This window comes from Paenibacillus sp. 3LSP (assembly GCF_032465655.1).
Lineage (GTDB): Bacteria > Bacillota > Bacilli > Paenibacillales > Paenibacillaceae > Fontibacillus > Fontibacillus barengoltzii.
Window position 1 is genome coordinate 66,673 of record NZ_JAWDJI010000098.1, and the last position, 17,123, is coordinate 83,795.

A 17,123-nucleotide genomic window follows, 5' to 3' on the forward strand; every position below is an offset into this window, starting at 1 on the left:
GAAGAAGTGGGAGAGACGTACGCTAAACTTAGCGAGAGATGACGTGGATTGGATGACCTTCGACCAGCTCTGCAGTTTCCATTACGATTTCGCCCAAGGTTGGGTGAGCGTGGATGGTCAGCGAGATATCTTCGAGCGTTGCACCCATTTCAACCGCGAGACCCAGCTCAGCGATCAGGTTGGATGCTTCGATCCCTACGACTTGCGCGCCGAGTACAACATGGTTATCCGCGTTAGCGACGATCTTGATGAAGCCGTCAGGCTGATTCAGAGAAGTTGCGCGACCGTTGCCCGCAAACGGGAACTTGCCGGCTTTGACTTTGTAGCCCTTCTCTTTCGCTTCCGACTCCGTCAGCCCTACGCTGGCACATTCTGGATCGGTAAATACGACCGCTGGGATCGCTTTGTAGTCCACCACGGAAGGAAGTCCTGCGATTGCTTCGGCAGCAACTTTCCCTTCATAGGAAGCTTTGTGCGCAAGCGCTGGGCCCGCTACGATATCGCCAATCGCGAAAATTTTCGGGTTGCTGGTGCGGCCTTGATGGTCAACTTTCACCAAACCGCGGTCAGTCAACTCAACGCCAGCCAGATCCAGACCCAAATCGCCGTCAGTGTTCGGACGACGACCTACTGTTACCAACAGGTAATCAGCAGTTACTTCTTTGGTTTCACCGTTTACAGAATATTTCACCGTTACGTTCTTATCCGTTTGTTCTGCACTTTCAGCTTTCGCATTCGTCACGATTTCGATGCCGGTTTTCGCCATGTTCTTGGCAACCAGGCGAGTCATGTCTTTATCAAAGCCAGGCAGTACGGTATCCATACCTTCGATAATCGTCACTTTCGTGCCGAATTTAGAGTACATTTGACCGAGTTCGGCACCGATATAACCGCCGCCGATCACGATGAGGCTGCTTGGTACTTCTTGCAGTTCCAACGCTTCCGTCGAGGACAGGATGCGTCCACCAAACGGGAAAGGTTTCAGCTCAATTGGACGGGAGCCGGTTGCCAAAATGCAATGTTTGAAGCGATAACGCGGCGATTCATGATCGTTGAAGCAACGAGCTTCGCTTTCATTGATGAACATAACTTCACCGTTGAAAACTTCGATCTTGTTGCCTTTCAGCAGACCGGTAACGCCTTGGGTCATTTTCTTCACGACACCGCTTTTGAATTCTTGAGTTTTCTTGAAGTCAACGGTGACTTTCTCCGCCTTAACCCCAAATACTTCCGCATGCTGAGCAGATTCAAATTGATGAGCTGCTGCAATCAGCGCTTTGGATGGGATACAACCGCGGTTCAAGCAAACGCCGCCAAGCTCTGCTTTGTCGACGATGAGCACTTTTTGCCCGAGTTGGGCGGCACGAATGGCCGCCACATATCCGCCGGGACCTGCCCCAACAACTAATGTATCAATATCAATAGAAGCGTCTCCTACTACCATTGACGATTACACCTCCATAACGAGCAGCTCTGGGTTAGCGAGCAGCTGTTTGATATAGTTCATAAAGTTCTGTGCTGTCGCACCGTCGATCAGACGGTGGTCGAAGCTAAGCGACAAGGCCATAACTGGTGCTGCAACGACTTCACCGTTCTTAACTACCGGTTTTTCGCTGATACGACCCGTACCCAAGATCGCGACTTCAGGGTAGTTAATAATCGGAGTAAAGAACATACCGCCAGCAGAACCGATGTTTGTGATCGAAATCGTGCTTCCCTTCATTTCGTGAGGTGCCAGTTTACCTTCACGACCACGGGATGCCAGGTCTTTGATCGCTTCAGCGATCATCCAGATGCTCTTCCGATCCGCATCCTTGATCACCGGAACAATCAAGCCGTTATCGGTGTCAGTTGCGATACCGATATTGTAGTATTTCTTATAAACGATCTCGTTGTTCGCTTCATCGATCGAAGCGTTCAGAGCCGGGAATTGACGAGAAGCGGCCACCAGCGCTTTAACGATGAACGGCAGATACGTAACTTTAATGCCTTTCTTCTCAGCGATTGGTTTCATGCGAGTACGGAAAGCAACCAGTTCCGTTACATCTACTTCATCCATAATGGTGACATGCGGAGCTGTGTAAGCCGATTTCACCATCGCGTTGGAAATTGCTTTGCGGATACCTTTGAACGGAACGCGTTCTTCTTCGCCCTCTGTTGCGATCGCTGTTGGTGCAGCAGGTGCTTTTGCAGCTTGGGCTGGAGCAGCGGCTGGTGCAGGTGCAGCAGCCTGAGCCGGAGCAGCAGCAGCTCCACCTTTCTTGAAGTTATCAACGTCTTCTTTCGTGATTTTACCGGCTTTGCCTGTCCCTGGTACCAGCGACAGATCAACGCCTTGCTCACGAGCATATTTACGAACGCCAGGCGTAGCGAGGATTTCGCGGTTTGGAGCTGCAGGAGCAGCGGCTGCGGCTGGTGCACTTGCTGCAGCAGCAGGAGCATCATGCCCTTGTGCAGGAGCTGCAGCTTGTTCAGGCAGATCGCCTTCAGCATCGATGACAGCCACAACTTCGCCTACGCGGAACACCGCACCGTCTTTACCGAACACTTCCAGAACCGTACCGTTAACCGGACATGGAACTTCAACGACCGCTTTGTCGTTTTGAACCTCCATAATGATATCTTCATCCGTTACCTTGTCGCCCGGTTTAATATGCATTTTGATAATTTCGCCTTCATGCAAACCTTCGCCAAGCTCAGGGAAGCGGTATTCGAATTTGTTAGACGAAGCAGCTGCTTGCGGAGCCGGAGCTGCAGCGGCAGCCGGTGCGCTTGCTTCAGCTGCTGGAGCTGGAGCCCCTTCTTGTTCAGGAATGTCGCCTTCAGCTTCGATAACGGCAACCACTTCACCTACACGGAATACGGCACCGTCTTTACCAAACACTTCTTGTACTACACCATTCACAGGACAAGGCACTTCAACGATCGCTTTATCGTTTTGTACCTCCATGATGATATCTTCATCCGTTACTTTGTCCCCTGGCTTGATGTGCATTTTGATGATTTCACCTTCATGCAAGCCTTCGCCCAGTTCAGGGAACCGATATTCAAACTTCGCCACAGGAAAGACCTCCTATTTTGTTCTTCGTTTTAGAATTCCAGCACTTTGTTAACGCCATCGATCACGCGAGCCGGAGACGGCAGCCATTGATCTTCGATTTGCGCGAACGGATAAACCGTATCCGGAGGAGCGACACGCAGTACAGGAGCTTCAAGGTGCAGAATCGCCTTTTCGTTAATTTGCGCGATGACTTCCGCAGCAATACCAGCCGATTTTTGCGCTTCTTGAACGATGATAGCGCGGTTCGTCTTCTTCACAGAGGCAACGATTGTATCGATGTCCAGCGGCACCAGGGTGCGCAGGTCGATAACTTCAGCTTTAATGCCTTTGGTTTTTTCCAGTTCTTCTGCTGCTTTCATAGCGGTATGAACCATGAGACCATAAGCAAGAATCGTTACATCAGTGCCTTCACGAACGACTTTCGCTTTGCCCAGTTCAACGGTATATTCACCTTCCGGTACTTCTTCGCGGAACGCATGATACAAGTTCAAGTGTTCCATGAAGAATACAGGGTCGTTATCACGGATCGCAGAGATCAACAGACCTTTTGCGTCATAAGGGTTCGAAGGAACAACCAGCTTGATCCCCGGAGTTTGGGCAATCAGGCCTTCCAAAGCATCAGTATGCAGTTCAGCCGCTTTTACGCCGCCGCCAAACGGAGTACGGAACACGATCGGAGAGTGATAACGTCCGCCGGAACGGTAACGCATCCGAGCCGCTTGTACGAGAATTTGGTCCAATGCTTCAAAAATAAAGCCAACAAACTGAATTTCCGCGATTGGACGGAAGCCTTGGATCCCCAAACCTACCGCCAAACCGCCGATAGCGGATTCCGCGAGCGGCGTATCCATGACGCGCTCTTCCCCAAATTCTTTTTGCAGACCTTCCGTTACACGGAACACCCCGCCGACATTACCTACGTCTTCGCCGAAAATCAGAACATTTGGATCGCGTTGCAGTTCGACGCGCAAGGCGTCGCGAATCGCTTCTTTCATATTCATTTGTGCCATTGCTTGTATCCTCCTCTATAGAACGATCAGACTAATTTACACACGTACGTTTATTGAAAATCGGCCTTTTGCTCTTCCAGGTGTTTAGGCGTTACTTCAAACATGCTGTCGATCAGGCCTGGAATTGTCATTTTTTCCGTTTGTTCTGCTTTCTTAATTTGCTCGTTTACTTTTGCTTTCGCTTCTTCCTTCACGCGAGCAGTATCTTCTTCAGTCCAAAGACCTTTCTTCTCCAAGTATTTGGCCAAACGAGCGATCGGGTCTTTCTCGCTCCATTGACCTTCTTCTTCCTTCGTCCGGTATTTCGAAGTGTCGTCAGACAAGGAGTGCGGACGGAAACGATAAGTTACGGCTTCAATCAAAGTAGCACCTTCGCCGTTGCGAGCACGTTCAGCAGCTTCACGCACCGCGGTGATAACGGCAAATACGTCCATCCCGTCGATTTTCACGCCGCGGATCCCGGCAGCCACTGCTTTGTGCGCGATCGACAAAGCCGCAGTTTGCTTGGAGAACGGTGTCGTGATGGCATAACCATTGTTCTGCACGAAGAAAATAACCGGCAGTTTAAATACGCCAGCATAGTTCAGCGCTTCGTAGAAGTCGCCTTCAGAAGAACCGCCGTCACCGGTGTAAGTGATAACGACTTGTTTTTGTTTTTTGAGCTTGTAGCCCATGGCGATCCCCATCGCATGCAATACTTGTGCGCCGATGATGATTTGCGGCATAAGTACGTTAACGCCTTCTGGAATTTGTCCGCCATGTTGATGGCCGCGGGAATACAAGAAAGCTTGATAAAGCGGAAGTCCATGCCATACGAGCTGCGGCATATCGCGGTAACCCGGGCAAATGAAGTCCTGTTTATCCAGCGCAAATTCACTACCTACCATTGTCGCTTCTTGCCCGGAAACTGGAGCATAAAATCCGAGGCGGCCTTGGCGGCCCAAGTTGATCGCACGTTCGTCCCAAGTACGGGTAAATACCATGCGATACATCAATTCTTTCAATTCGTCGTCGGACAGAGCCGGTACTTTATCTTTGTTAACGATTTCACCGTCTGGCGAGAGCACGGACAAAGCTTCTACTTCTTCCGTGTATACTTCATAAGGAATCTTGCTCATTTTTTTCACCTCGACTGAAAATTTGATTAACTTGTTCCTCTGTTATAGAATTATTATACTCCTGTTTCATTCTAGAAGTCAAAGGAATTAAGGATTGTTGTGTTATATTTTTATCTTTGTGTATGTAACAGTTTAGAGAAAATAGTATAACACAGATCCATTTTGTGGTAACCTATTGTTGTCCTGCTTCATGGTAAATGTTACTTGATTCAACTCACAAAAGCAAAAATCGATACAACGGAGTGTGTAGAACAATGACAGATTCGAAATATTTAAAACGAACCGTCGTCAAAGAGGAAATCCAAAGTCAATTCTTAGGTGAGAAACGTTATCTGCGTGTGTATCTGCCTCCTGGGTATAACGAAATCCTCAGTTATCCTGTCGTTTACTGTCAGGACGGCGAGGAGTTCTTCAATTTCGGACGGATTGCGACACATGCCAATCGCCTGATTTTAGATGAAGGGATTGAACCGTTCATCATCGTTGGCGTTGAGGTGAATACCGTCGTGCGCACAGAGGAATATGCCCCATTCGGAAACCGGTTTGAGGCCTATACCCGCTGTTTCACGGAAGAAATTATTCCCTTCATCGAGCGCAATTATCCGGTTCGCCGTGAACCCGAGGAAAGGGTGCTGGCTGGTGACTCTTTAGGAGCAACCGTCTCCCTCCACCTGGCTATGAAAAATCCAAAACTGTTTTCCAAAATCATCAGCTTGTCCGGTGCCTACTATGAACCGTCCCTTAACCTCCTCGCTCAAGAGACCGATCTCTCCTATTTGTCGCTCTTTATGATCGTGGGATTACAGGAAGATCATTATACAACGGATACAGGCACCTATAATTTTGTTGAGTTAAATCGCAAAGCCAAAGCCTTGCTCGAAGAGCGCGGAGCCAGAGTCACCTATATGGAGAAGGACGGGAGACATTTGTGGGGATTTTGGCAGCAAGAGCTCCCCGATGCGCTAGTCCACTTCTTAAAATAACGCTTTCATATCCAGTAAAATGGGAGGCTGTCCAAGGTAGAACCCTCATCTACTTCGGACAGCCTCTCTTGATGTCTTTCCACCATAGTCTCCTACGCGCGTTAAGGAGTCTGATCCTGCACGATAGCCCGCTCTGAACTGGATTTCGTCTTCGGCTTCGCTTCCGTTCCAATATAGATATCCCCTGTTGTCAGTGACCGTCTGGGCAGTTTCCATTTATAATGGACGGATAACATCCGGAAAAAGACAACTGCCGCAAACAACAAAATCAATTCCCATGTTGAAACGAACCACCCCATACCTACTGCCAGTCCAGCCAGCATCGCCCAAACCGCATAGATCTCGTCGCGCAGTACCAGCGGTTTACGCCCGGCCAGCAAATCGCGAATAATTCCGCCCCCGATGCCAGTCAGCACCGCCGCCACAAGCACCGCACTCATCGGATGCTTCATGTCCGTGGCATACAACGCCCCTTGAATTGCAAAAGCCGACAAACCAATCGCGTCGAACAGAACCTCTGTCCGTTTCCAACGACGAACCCATGGCATCGGCAGCACGAAGGCGACCAACACGGACATTACGGCCAACATAATCAAATCCCCTTGTCCCCATAACGTCGTTACTGGGACACCGATCAAGACATTGCGGACGATCCCGCCGCCAAACGCCGTAACTAGGCCCAACACCAGCACACCGAGGATATCGTACTCCTCTTCCATCGCTACGAACGCGCCGGACATCGCAAACGCGACTGTCCCGATGATGCTAAAAATCTCAAAGATGTGCATCTCTTCCGTCCTTCTCTGCCTTTCGTTGTCAGCTTTTTATTTATCAATCCTCATTGTAGGCCCACAAGTGGAAATTGTGCAACCCTAAAATCTGAATTATACTAACGAAAGTAGAAGATATTGTTCGGGAAAGGAAGAAAATCGAAATGACTGTGAACCGGGTGCTCATTTTTGCAGGCGGACGATTAAATCCGGGAATGCTTCGTGAGGTTCGTTCGGATGATTGGGTGATCGGCGCTGACCGCGGGGCTTTATTTCTGGTAGAGCACGGGATAACCCCTCATCTGGCGGTGGGCGATTTCGATTCCGTGAACGAGGAAGAACTGGATCGGATTCGCAGACACAGCAAAGAGCTGGTCATTTGCGATCCGATTGATAAAGATCTGACGGATACGGAGCTGGCCTTTGACCTAGCCGTTCAGCGTAACCCGGCAGAAATCGTATTAACCGGAGTAATCGGAACTCGCTTGGATCATTCGTTGGCCAATATACATATGTTACTGCGCGCAGCGGAGCAAGGCATTACCTGCTCTATATGGGATGAACATAATTACATTACATTGTGCGGATCGGTCTGCCAAGTTGAGGATCGCGGATATACATATGTTTCTCTTCTTCCGCTGACCCCTGTCGTAACCGGCATTACATTAAAAGGATTCATGTACCCATTAGATGATGCAACGCTCCGCATAGGTCAATCTCTGGCGGTGAGCAATCAGTTAGCGGCTCCCGTCGGAACGGTGTATGTGAACGAAGGCTGGTTGCTTATTATCCAAAGCCGTGACTAGGTATTTGATTTGATTTTAATATGTATCATTTTTGTAACCTTTATGTGACCCCGGAATGAAAAGATGAAAGAAAAGCAGAACCCTTGATTTTTCAAGGGTTTTTTTCATGGATTTTCATTGATAAAGGAGGATGAAAAAACGCTATATCTTAAAAAAATGTAAACTTTAATGTTATTTTAATAATCGCCTCCAAACCGTTGCGGCCCAAGGTTTTTAGGGAAATATACCAAAATATAGGAGATTACAAATCTGTTATACTCCAACTAACGAACCGGTCAAATCAGAACTTGGAGGTATTACAACATGATGAAACGCAATCTATTCCAAAAAGTATTGACGGTCGGACTGGTGTCCGCCCTTGGTTTCGGTACGCTGCTTGCAGGCGGGGCTGAACCAGTACAAGCCCAATCGGCAACAAGCACTGCTGTATCCAAAGGCACGCAGGTTGTAAACTACGCGAAGAAGTTTATAGGCACTCCTTATAAATTCGGAGCATCGACTTCGACGACTAAGGTATTCGACTGCTCTTCCTTTACGAAGTATGTTATGAAGAAATATGGCGTTACTCTGCCGCGTACTTCCGCTGCTCAAGCTAAAGTTGGCTCAGCAGTATCGAAATCCAATCTGAAAGCGGGCGATCTGGTCTTCTTCTCCAGCGGCAGCCGGGCAAACGGGAAGAACGTAACTCATGTAGCGATCTATATGGGCAACGGAAAAATTATTCATACCTTCGGGAAGCCAGGGGTAACGATTTCGAATTTGAACTCTGGTAACTGGAAAAAAACATATCTGAAGGCTCGTCGCGTCCTCTAGTCGGACAAGCCTAACTTGTAAATGAAGAAGTCGTTGCATAGATCTATTGATCGCAACGACTTTTCCCATTGCCATAAGATGAACACCCCGTCCGTTTTACGTTTAACCAAACATGTACCCGGTGCCGCGAATGGTGTGGATCAGCTTTCGTGAATGGCCTTTATCGATTTTTTTGCGTAAATGCCGGATATAGACATCCACCACGTTGGTCCCGGTTGAAAAATCATACCCCCAAACCTGCTGCAGGATCAAATCCCGTCCGCACACCTTCCCCGCTCGCTTCATTAAAAAGAGCAGCAGATCGAATTCCTTCGGTGTTAAACGAATGGATTCCCCGTTCCTCCACGCTTTGCGGCTGCGCAGCTCAACTCGTAAATCCTCAAAAGATAATTCAGTTAAGGAACCATCCCCTAACCGTTTGAACAGCGCGATCAAATGACCCACCCGTGCATACAGCTCAGCCATCGGGATTGTGATTGAAACGACATCGTTGGCTCCCCGAGCAAAGCCGGCGACAACGTCCTCGGTGTCCCACTCCTTCAGCAGAAGGATCAGCGGAAACGGAGCGAACCGCCCAATTTCCTCTAGAAGCACTTCGGAAGCGTCATCAGGCAAATCCGCCCCAAGCATCAGCAGATCCGGAATCTCTTCTTCGATGATCCGAAGCACGCCGGAGCCGCTTTGCTTCCAATTAACTCGATAGCCGGCTTCCACTAATCCAGCATGGATGCGTTCTCCATGAGTCGGATCCTCTAAAACAAGCAAAATGTAACCTTTCATCGCGCGACCACCTTACCTGCATCTGCCAATCCATTATTAAGATGGTCATTCCGCCGGGAAACCATTCGGTTCCCCCGAAAGGATCCATGTTGGTCCTTAACCTATATAGCGATCATAGATCGTTTTGGCTTCAGAGGGATCTTGCGTGCCGTGGATTAACGCTCTCCCGTCCGCAAACAGAACCAACCGCTTCTCCCCTATTGTAAAAGAGAGCAGAAACGGATTAACCTCCACTTTCCCCTCCTGCAATCGTTCCAGTCTCACCGCCATCTCACGGAGTTCTAGCTTCCGCTTGGTTGCCGGACGAATCTGCACGGTATCCCTGCCGCAAAGCACCTCTGTTTTCCGATTGCCGGCCGCAGACAGATATGGGTAAGAGGCTTTGCTTCCGCAAGAAAGGCAATCCTCCCGTTTGGCCGTCCCCACTTTGATGGAGGTTTGCTCGTTTCGCCACAGATCAAAGGTCAGCAGTGTGCCTCGCAATGCCTCGATATTCCCGGTGAGCAGCTTTAACGCTTCCGTTGTTTGGTGGGCTACGACTGGTTGAACGGCAGGCGGGATCACCCCTACCGTGTCACAAGTATCCCCGCCCAACGGCACAGTTCCTAGCAAGCAGTTTAAGCAAGGCGTCTTGCCGGGCAATATCGTATATGTGATCCCGTAACTGCCCACGCATCCGCCGTAGATCCAGGGGATGCGATATTTTTGCGAGATGTCGTTAATCATTAATCTCGTATCGAAATTATCTGTAGCATCCATGATGAGGTCAACGCCCTGAATGAGGTGTTCCAATTCTTCTGGATCAACATCCATGACATGGGCATCAATTTGCACCTGACTATTGATAGCATTTAACCGTTGCTTGGCCGCGATCGCTTTTGGTACTCGTCCCGCTGCATCCGCTTCAGAAAAGAGCTGCTGTCGCTGCAGATTGCTCCACTCCACATAATCCCGATCCGCGATGACTAGATGACCGACACCTGCGCGAACGAGTGTTTCAGCGATCCCTGTGCCAAGCGCCCCAGCACCAACGACAAGTACCTTTGCTTGTCCTAGCTTGTCTTGACCTGCATGCCCGATCGGTGCAAACAATCGTTGCCGAGAATAACGATCCGGCATCTGATGTTCATGCTGCTGTTGCTGTTGCGCATGTGTTCTCTCCAATTTCCGTACTCCCCTCGCCAAAGCTTGTCTTCTTATCGAATTCCGGTAAAACAACCGCTTCGATGGATTGATTCAAGCATAGTACAGATAGGGCAAGAATTCAAAGGAGTTTCCCTCACGCTTAAGGTGCGGATTCTCTACAATCCAGCGGAAAATACCCCTTTTCGGCCGCCGCACGTTCATTCGGGAAGATCTCCTCTTCGCGATAACTATACGCATTAGCGCGATCACAGCTCTCCCGAAAGTAATATTTTATTCCCGTGTTAGGATCAACGGCTCCAATGACCGCCGGGGCCAAATCTAATCTTCCCCCGCCGAAGGCGTAGTTGTTATAGTAGTGATCACCTACGGGAATGCCTTGTAGAAACACCAGCATGCCGACATCATCTAACGTATTGTTCCACTCCTCCTGGGGGATCACCGGTAGCGTAAACGTATAATCTACCCCCAGCTTTGCCGCAATCTGATTATGAAGGCGAATCGCCTGAGCGAGATCCTCTTCTATCCGCCGAACGATCGTTGCACGCCGAACAGCATCAAAAAGAGCCTCATTTTGCAGCAGCGGGATGGAAACCTCGGATTTGATCTCGTTTTGCAATCCGCTGACCCACCGGTTTGTCGCGGCATCGTAAGCCGTCACCTGCCTGTCTAGCGTAAATGCAATGCTGTTCCCGCTAGCGTCTAAATAGGTATAGGGCTGTTTATCCTGCCATCGATAAGTCCACGTATCACTGCTCAAATCCAAGTCCGCTGTATACAGAAAATATCCGTCATAATCCATGACAACGATCGCGGGGATATAACCTAAGAGGATTTGCTGACCCGTCAGATCGTCGGCAACGCCGAAATTCAAAGACAAGCTCCGAAGCAGTGCGGCAAGGGCTTGTTCTTTATCCGCCCGCATCCATTTGGAGGATCCGTATCCGCTCTCGAATTGCTGCAGCTCGTTCCGATTTAGCGAAGCCGCTGCATCATGAACCGCCGTGCGTAAGGCGGAAGTATAGCGGGTTTCAAGCCGATTGACCTCCCATAAATTTTCCGCTCGCAGCCCGCCCAGCCAAACAACAGGAGCAATAATAATGACAAAGATCACGGCCCAGTCAGTAATCTTCATTGAGCACCATACCTCCGTAGGTGAGCAAAGACGTTCCCTGCTTCCCTGTATCGTTATATAGGAACTCCGATAGAATATCCAGCAGGCTCCGAGAGCGATCATAGGCTGTCACAGTGAAGAAATCCCCTGCCTCGAGCTTGTATGGAACACCTTCCTGCCCTGTCTCAGATGGAAAAAGGGCCTTCAAAATATCGGAAGTATAGTACGCATCGTATACAACGCTGAAATCACCTAAAAACGTTCCTGGGTCAGCCGGATCGCCATATTCCGGATGATAGATCTTATGGCGATGCTCCAGCTCAACCTCATAACCTCCTCCTGAACGCTCCAATTCATGAACAAAATCCTCATACATGTCCGGCGTGACGAACCCTTTGTTTCGCACGGCATCAGCAAACTGAACCAACGTATGGTACGCCGACAAATATCGAAGATCTTCGTGACGTTGAGCAGTCTGTAACGCTGGAAACAGAAACAGGAGCAGTACGGCAAGGAGTGCGGCCGTTATTTTGGACAAGGCATTCACCATTTACTGCAACCTACTTTCTATGAATGATCGCCCGGGTCACTTTCCCTGAAGAATCATACCTATTCTCCACGCTGTATTTCGCTCGTAAATTCAATACTTGCAAAGCGCGTTTGCGACTTACCTCCAACATGTCCTCCATGGGACCAAGCGAGACGTTGTTCAGCACTTCCCCATCAACCTCAATCTCTACTCCGAGCTCGATCCAATCCGGAATCCGATGAAGCAGATCATTCCCGGTATATCCGCCGATTGTTTCTCCCTGAGGATCTTCATAGAGGGGTCTCTCCTCCTCTTCGCTTGTGAGCACTTTTCCTTCATGCGCGTAGACGCTGCGTCTAACGCCGTGCAACTGAACCGCGAGCGCGTCGTAGAACGCGTTTTGATTCGTTCCGATGTCCAGCATATAAATCGTAGCTGCAAGAAAAGAGCTGACGGAGAAAAGCAACCATACCAGACTTTTCACATGATTAATCACCTTAAATGATGCCCCCAGCCTACGCCTCTACGGGAGGAGTGTGGTTTGCGTAAATATCAATCCCCGAACCACATTCGAGCTGTCCTTAACTACCTTCGCCTTGAACTTGCCGCTTGGATTGACATATTCATTAAGCCGTTCGTCCCAGGCATTGCTAATTGGCACATTGCTGTGATTGATCACCGCACCGTAAAATTCTGAGGACTCAGGGTCATTGACGTTCAGGATATCTCCATACCATTCTCCGCCTCTGTTCTTCCCGGTTTTCACCAGAATGCCAAATTGATCGCGATCTTTAAACTTCCGTAAGGCATTAGTGACCTGCGAACCGCTAACCGTCGTATCGTCATATACGGTAAAAGCGGCTTGGGACAATTCGGTCTGGATGTCGGAAAAGCTGTTTTGCGCCGTTTTGGTCGCTTCCTGGGCAGAAACAAAAAGAATAACTACGATCGTAATCAAAGCGATGGTCAAAAAGATTCCGGCCGCAACCTTCAGTGCGGATGATGCGTTGTTCATGGATAAATGCCTCCTTAAATCCTTTATAGTTTTTGGAGTTGTTCAAAATAGAAGTTCATTTGTTCAAAGCTCATCCAAATGAGCGGAATGACTAAATAGGCGAAGACCAGCCCATACATCGGTGTAAAACCGATGATGCGACCCCAATTCGCTTTGATATCCAGCGATTTCTCGTAATCCAACCGTCTCCGCTCAAATTGATAGGACATATCGCTATCAAGATCGTCAAAGGCATCGGCAACTAACAGCTTCTCCGATGCGAGCAAGAGCTTGTCCGCCAACCGTTGGAATTCCTCCAGAACGACCTCTTTCTTCAGCTCCAACAGCGCTTCCTCAGGGCTGAAGCTGTAGTTTAAAAGGCATTTTTGCAAAGGCTCCCGGAAGATCACCGCATAAGAGGTCAGCCATTCCAAAATTTCTTCCACGGAAATCCGCTCCAGTTCCCGCAGGATTGCGATCATCGTCAGAAACTGATATACCTCATGCCGCATGTCCATCAATCGCATCCAACGCTGGAAGTAAAGCATCCATAGCGGCAGGTAGTATCCGGCACATCCGGCTAGCAAAGCCAATCCAAACTCCCACCATTTGAGATATTCCTCATTCCAGCGCTGTAATTTGTCTAGGATTCTGTGAGTTGCTTCTGCTATCGCTTCATGGGCTTTCCCTTCCCCTGCATCCTCCAGCACTTTGGAAACAGAGCGGAAGACTTCATCATAACTGGCTTTGGGTGACATGCCTAAGTGACGCATCACCACAGCATCTCTTACAGCCTCCTGTCGTCCGGCATCAACCGTGTCCTCTGGCAAAGCGCCAAAAAAGGTAGATACGGCTGGAGGCTCCGTTAAAATCCTTTGCTTCGTTAACTGATGAAGCATAAGAAATCCCCCGAGAGCAAGGATGAAGCTTAGCAACAAAATGCTGATTCGTCTAACCTGAAACGCTTCGATCCGAAGCTGATGATTTGTCTCCTTGAGCAGCTGTGAAATACGATGATAGGCTATGGATTCAGACGTCGGAACGAACTTGCGGCAAAAGCGGCCAAGGATTGGGTGCGTATAGACCTTGGCTTCCCACGATAGTTTCGCATGTTTGGCTCGATAAGCGGTTTCTTCTTCATTCTTCAGCTTCTGCAGCAACACATAACAGAGCAGGATGGTCAGAAATAGACCCGCTTTGATCACCATCCCTGCTTTGCTTAAATAGAACCCATCCATTAACGGGAAGTGCCCTCTGGCCCACATCTCTACCGGCTTCGTAAAAAAGACCGGTACTAAAGCGATGACATGCAGCCCTTTCAGTAAATAATCCAACCGTCTTCTGCGGATAAGCTCCAACTGAACTTCTCCGGTCAGGCGGCTGATGCTGCGCAGGTACATCGAACCTTCGGTGCGTTTTCGATCACCGTACTCCGATACCAGCCGGGAAATGCCGGCAAAAGCTTTTAAATAGCGACTGGGAGCTTTCTCGTAATATTTCTCCAAGGCGATGTCCGGGTCAGCATCGACTAAGGCCTCGCTAATCCAGTGGGCATGAACCCCAATTTCACGTCCCGCCGCTTCGCCAGCTTCCTCAATTGCATCAGATACCATGCCATGTCGATGAAAGGCATGTCGAACGGCAGCGAAGAAATCAAGCAGCTGTTCCAGCAACTTGACTTGTAATCGATTGACATAACCATCAAGGAGCAAGTCTTGCAAGACGACAGCCGTGATCAGCAGTGACAAAACAAACAACACATCGGGATGCATCGCAGTTAAGATCGCAATCGAACTACCAAATGCCCCTGTGATCCCATAAACAAGCTTCATCGTTTGACATCTTAGCTTCAACTCATCCTGGGGATAACTTAGTGCGAGCCGCATGCGGATTTTCCCCACATAAAACCTTAGCGCAGGCACCTTCATCCAAGCGGCATACGACTTCAGCAGGAACGCAGACCACCATTGCCGTATCCTGCTCAGTGTTTGCTTAGTAGAAGCTTCGGCCGTACTCCCGGCGTCTACCCATAGAGGGTTTGTCTGTCTTCCAAGCCATTGCCCTGCAGCATACAAGCCGATGCCACCTAGGGCTGATGCTGCTAAAACGATCAGAAGGATTGACTTAAGCTCCAACCTTCTCCCCCCAATACGAGCTAACAAAACGTTCAAATTCGGCGACGTCCTCCGGCAACATTTCCCGCATCATAGCTTCTTGGGTCTGACGAGAAATCGGTTGCACGGCAACATAACGGCCATTTCGGTATTCCATGATCACCCGTTCTTGATAGTGGGCATGATGTACTGAAGTTGATGGACCTCCAGCCGCTGGGTAGGAATCCTGATCTTCCTGTTCAGGCCCATACCTTGGCTCCCGGCGGCAGCATTCTGTGATCCGCTCGATATAACGCCGCCCCGTCATATCGCGGCGCAGGTGAACGTCAAAGTCAATCACGGTTGCCACCTGCAGTTCAGCGACTCGTTCGTCACGGAATACGCCGGTTTTGAGCAGCGAATTGCGTAACGACTCTATAAGATCGCGAAACGTCTTGGCATGGTGCGTAAAAATTGTGAACAAGCTGGCTACCTGTGCCATCTGTACCATCCATGCAGCAACCTCGTCCGTAGCGATCTCCCCTAATATGTGGACGGTGCCGTCCGTCTTTTTCTGAAGATCCAAAGCGGCTTGCCCACTCACGTAGTCCGTCTCCCGAAAGCTTAAAATGTTACGGCCACTGTACAAGCGGCGTAAATGCAGTTCAAAGGACATTTCCTGGACACGCAACGTATATGCGGCATAGATATACTTGACCATGGCCATCAATAAGGTTGTTTTACCCGATCCCTGCGAACCCGTAATCGAAGTAATCCGGCTGCCCTTCATGAAATATTTCAGCAGTCCGATCGGCAGCTCGGCGTTCTCTCCCTGGATCAAGTGCTCCAACGAGGTACCCATCATATCGAATTTCCGCACGAAAAAAGCCCATGACTCTGCAAATGGCGGCCGAACAACAACAATCCGCGAACCGTCCTGCATCTCGTTCACCTTATATCCGTTAACCTCAGATAGTTGGCCTGGCAGATTGAATTTATAGATGTTCTGACAAACACGCTTTAACTCCGCTTCACTGCCAAAGGATAGAAATGACAGGCGGATACTCTTCCCTCGATAGAAAATCCAGACGCTCTCCCATGAACGGGTCAGTTGCTGCCCATCCTCATCTACAGGAAATAACTCGCTCCCCTCATATCTATGACCAATGCCAGAGGCAGGCTCAATGGCTCCATATCCACTTGGAATCCCGCTTACTCCGCCGCTCAACCCGTCGATCCGCATCTCCCTCAGCTCGTCCACGACCGAGAAGCCCTTATACATTTGGAAAACACGCTGCACGACAAGATCCAACTTCTCTTGGAACGCCAGAGGCCGAAACTCTAAGAAAAAGATACGGTCGATGTCCTCGCCCGTAATTTCGTATACCGGGGAACCATCCGACGTTTTTGGCAGTTTCGCTTCATCCAGCGCATAGTCTTCGATCATCTGCGCTAAACCGTCGGCGCCATACCGCTGTTTATAGAGGTATAACACGAGATCGAAGCGGTCCTGGGCGGTTAACAGCTCTTGGCGATGAAAAGGTAGAATCCGATCGATATTGTGCTCGTTAATTCCGTAATCGCCCGTGAGCAAGTCCCGAATAAATGACTTAATGTATTGCTTGTCCTTTGGATCCCCATACGCACAGCCCCGAAGCGCTTGGCGCAGTTCTGCACGCGCCTTCGCTTTACGGTTCCATGCTTCCTCGTTTAGGCCCCAATCCGCTCCGCTCGTACGGCTAAGGTCATGCAATCGTTCTTTGACGTAGGTTACAATCACTGACCATTCAAAGCGATCCTGTCCAGTAGGACGTTCCACTCTACCGGGTCTCGTCATTTTAACCTTGCGCCACAATAAGATCAGAACCGCCAGGATAAGAAGCGAAATAATTATCCCGTTCATCAGCCC

The 17,123-nt window shown here is 49.4% G+C and carries 16 protein-coding genes; 3 read left to right on the forward strand and 13 right to left on the reverse strand.

Translation table 11 applies throughout. From position 1 onward, the window contains the following. Positions 1-28: 28 nt before the first annotated feature. The 4 genes from lpdA to pdhA are packed head-to-tail and all read right to left on the reverse strand — an operon-like array spanning position 29 to position 5,189. The gene (gene lpdA, locus RW092_RS07920) at positions 29-1,444 is read right to left on the reverse strand and encodes a dihydrolipoyl dehydrogenase (protein WP_016312067.1); all 1,416 of its coding nucleotides are present in this window, start codon (positions 1,442-1,444) and stop codon (positions 29-31) included. A gap of 6 nt (positions 1,445-1,450) precedes the next feature. Continuing rightward, complete coding sequence (locus tag RW092_RS07925) at positions 1,451-3,061, reverse strand: 2-oxo acid dehydrogenase subunit E2 (RefSeq protein ID WP_316009941.1); 1,611 nt, start codon at positions 3,059-3,061, stop codon at positions 1,451-1,453. Between the two features lie 29 nt (positions 3,062-3,090). Next, entirely contained in the window at positions 3,091-4,071 is a 981-nt protein-coding gene (locus tag RW092_RS07930; protein ID WP_316009942.1) for an alpha-ketoacid dehydrogenase subunit beta, read from the reverse strand. Positions 4,072-4,121: 50 nt separating this feature from the next. Continuing rightward, the gene (pdhA, locus tag RW092_RS07935) at positions 4,122-5,189 is read right to left on the reverse strand and encodes a pyruvate dehydrogenase (acetyl-transferring) E1 component subunit alpha (RefSeq protein ID WP_316009943.1); all 1,068 of its coding nucleotides are present in this window, start codon (positions 5,187-5,189) and stop codon (positions 4,122-4,124) included. A 254-nt stretch (positions 5,190-5,443) separates the two neighbouring features. On the opposite strand from pdhA, the gene RW092_RS07940 reads away from it, so the two are divergent. Then, positions 5,444-6,172, forward strand: a complete 729-nt coding sequence (locus RW092_RS07940; RefSeq protein WP_316009944.1) for an alpha/beta hydrolase — start codon at positions 5,444-5,446, stop codon at positions 6,170-6,172. A gap of 101 nt (positions 6,173-6,273) precedes the next feature. On the opposite strand, the gene RW092_RS07945 is transcribed toward RW092_RS07940, so the two are convergent. Beyond that, positions 6,274-6,960 (reverse strand): trimeric intracellular cation channel family protein, encoded by a 687-nt coding sequence (locus tag RW092_RS07945; protein WP_009226188.1) that lies wholly within the window; start codon positions 6,958-6,960, stop codon positions 6,274-6,276. A 146-nt stretch (positions 6,961-7,106) separates the two neighbouring features. On the opposite strand from RW092_RS07945, the gene RW092_RS07950 reads away from it, so the two are divergent. After that, the gene (locus RW092_RS07950) at positions 7,107-7,748 is read left to right on the forward strand and encodes a thiamine diphosphokinase (protein ID WP_016312062.1); all 642 of its coding nucleotides are present in this window, start codon (positions 7,107-7,109) and stop codon (positions 7,746-7,748) included. Positions 7,749-8,051: 303 nt separating this feature from the next. Beyond that, positions 8,052-8,561 carry a C40 family peptidase gene (locus tag RW092_RS07955; RefSeq protein WP_316009945.1) on the forward strand — a complete coding sequence of 170 codons (510 nt, stop codon included), beginning with the start codon at positions 8,052-8,054 and terminating at the stop codon, positions 8,559-8,561. Positions 8,562-8,663: 102 nt separating this feature from the next. Here RW092_RS07955 and RW092_RS07960 read toward each other — a convergent pair whose 3' ends face one another. The 8 genes from RW092_RS07960 to RW092_RS07995 all read right to left on the reverse strand — a co-directional run bounded on the left by RW092_RS07960 (position 8,664) and on the right by RW092_RS07995 (position 17,117). Continuing rightward, positions 8,664-9,341: a winged helix-turn-helix domain-containing protein gene (locus RW092_RS07960; protein WP_028537571.1), complete on the reverse strand. Its 678-nt coding sequence runs from the start codon at positions 9,339-9,341 to the stop codon at positions 8,664-8,666. Between the two features lie 96 nt (positions 9,342-9,437). Further along, positions 9,438-10,460: a thiazole biosynthesis adenylyltransferase ThiF gene (locus RW092_RS07965; protein ID WP_316009957.1), complete on the reverse strand. Its 1,023-nt coding sequence runs from the start codon at positions 10,458-10,460 to the stop codon at positions 9,438-9,440. Between the two features lie 166 nt (positions 10,461-10,626). Further along, positions 10,627-11,619: a hypothetical protein gene (locus tag RW092_RS07970; RefSeq protein ID WP_316009946.1), complete on the reverse strand. Its 993-nt coding sequence runs from the start codon at positions 11,617-11,619 to the stop codon at positions 10,627-10,629. Further along, on the reverse strand, positions 11,606-12,145 hold the full coding sequence (locus RW092_RS07975) for a hypothetical protein (RefSeq protein ID WP_232228267.1): 540 nt from the start codon (positions 12,143-12,145) through the stop codon (positions 11,606-11,608). The genes RW092_RS07970 and RW092_RS07975 overlap by 14 nt, the downstream gene beginning before the upstream one ends. Before the next feature lie 13 nt (positions 12,146-12,158). Continuing rightward, positions 12,159-12,611 carry a hypothetical protein gene (locus RW092_RS07980; RefSeq protein ID WP_127575125.1) on the reverse strand — a complete coding sequence of 151 codons (453 nt, stop codon included), beginning with the start codon at positions 12,609-12,611 and terminating at the stop codon, positions 12,159-12,161. Between the two features lie 39 nt (positions 12,612-12,650). Continuing rightward, the gene (locus RW092_RS07985; protein ID WP_016312055.1) at positions 12,651-13,142 is read right to left on the reverse strand and encodes a hypothetical protein; all 492 of its coding nucleotides are present in this window, start codon (positions 13,140-13,142) and stop codon (positions 12,651-12,653) included. Positions 13,143-13,165: 23 nt separating this feature from the next. Beyond that, positions 13,166-15,256 (reverse strand): hypothetical protein, encoded by a 2,091-nt coding sequence (locus RW092_RS07990; RefSeq protein WP_316009947.1) that lies wholly within the window; start codon positions 15,254-15,256, stop codon positions 13,166-13,168. After that, positions 15,246-17,117, reverse strand: coding sequence for a P-loop NTPase family protein (locus tag RW092_RS07995; RefSeq protein WP_036624797.1), 1,872 nt, complete (start codon positions 17,115-17,117; stop codon positions 15,246-15,248). The genes RW092_RS07990 and RW092_RS07995 overlap by 11 nt, the downstream gene beginning before the upstream one ends. Between the last annotated feature and the right edge of the window lie 6 nt (positions 17,118-17,123).

Coding starts and splice junctions, on each gene's coding strand:
- lpdA (WP_016312067.1), bottom strand. CDS start 1,444: ATGGTAGTAGGAGACGCTTCTATTGATATTGATACATTAGTTGTTGGG.
- RW092_RS07930 (WP_316009942.1), bottom strand. CDS start 4,071: ATGGCACAAATGAATATGAAAGAAGCGATTCGCGACGCCTTGCGCGTC.
- pdhA (WP_316009943.1), bottom strand. CDS start 5,189: ATGAGCAAGATTCCTTATGAAGTATACACGGAAGAAGTAGAAGCTTTG.
- RW092_RS07940 (WP_316009944.1), top strand. CDS start 5,444: ATGACAGATTCGAAATATTTAAAACGAACCGTCGTCAAAGAGGAAATC.
- RW092_RS07945 (WP_009226188.1), bottom strand. CDS start 6,960: ATGCACATCTTTGAGATTTTTAGCATCATCGGGACAGTCGCGTTTGCG.
- RW092_RS07950 (WP_016312062.1), top strand. CDS start 7,107: ATGACTGTGAACCGGGTGCTCATTTTTGCAGGCGGACGATTAAATCCG.
- RW092_RS07955 (WP_316009945.1), top strand. CDS start 8,052: ATGATGAAACGCAATCTATTCCAAAAAGTATTGACGGTCGGACTGGTG.
- RW092_RS07960 (WP_028537571.1), bottom strand. CDS start 9,341: ATGAAAGGTTACATTTTGCTTGTTTTAGAGGATCCGACTCATGGAGAA.
- RW092_RS07965 (WP_316009957.1), bottom strand. CDS start 10,460: ATGCCGGATCGTTATTCTCGGCAACGATTGTTTGCACCGATCGGGCAT.
- RW092_RS07970 (WP_316009946.1), bottom strand. CDS start 11,619: ATGAAGATTACTGACTGGGCCGTGATCTTTGTCATTATTATTGCTCCT.
- RW092_RS07985 (WP_016312055.1), bottom strand. CDS start 13,142: ATGAACAACGCATCATCCGCACTGAAGGTTGCGGCCGGAATCTTTTTG.
- RW092_RS07995 (WP_036624797.1), bottom strand. CDS start 17,117: ATGAACGGGATAATTATTTCGCTTCTTATCCTGGCGGTTCTGATCTTA.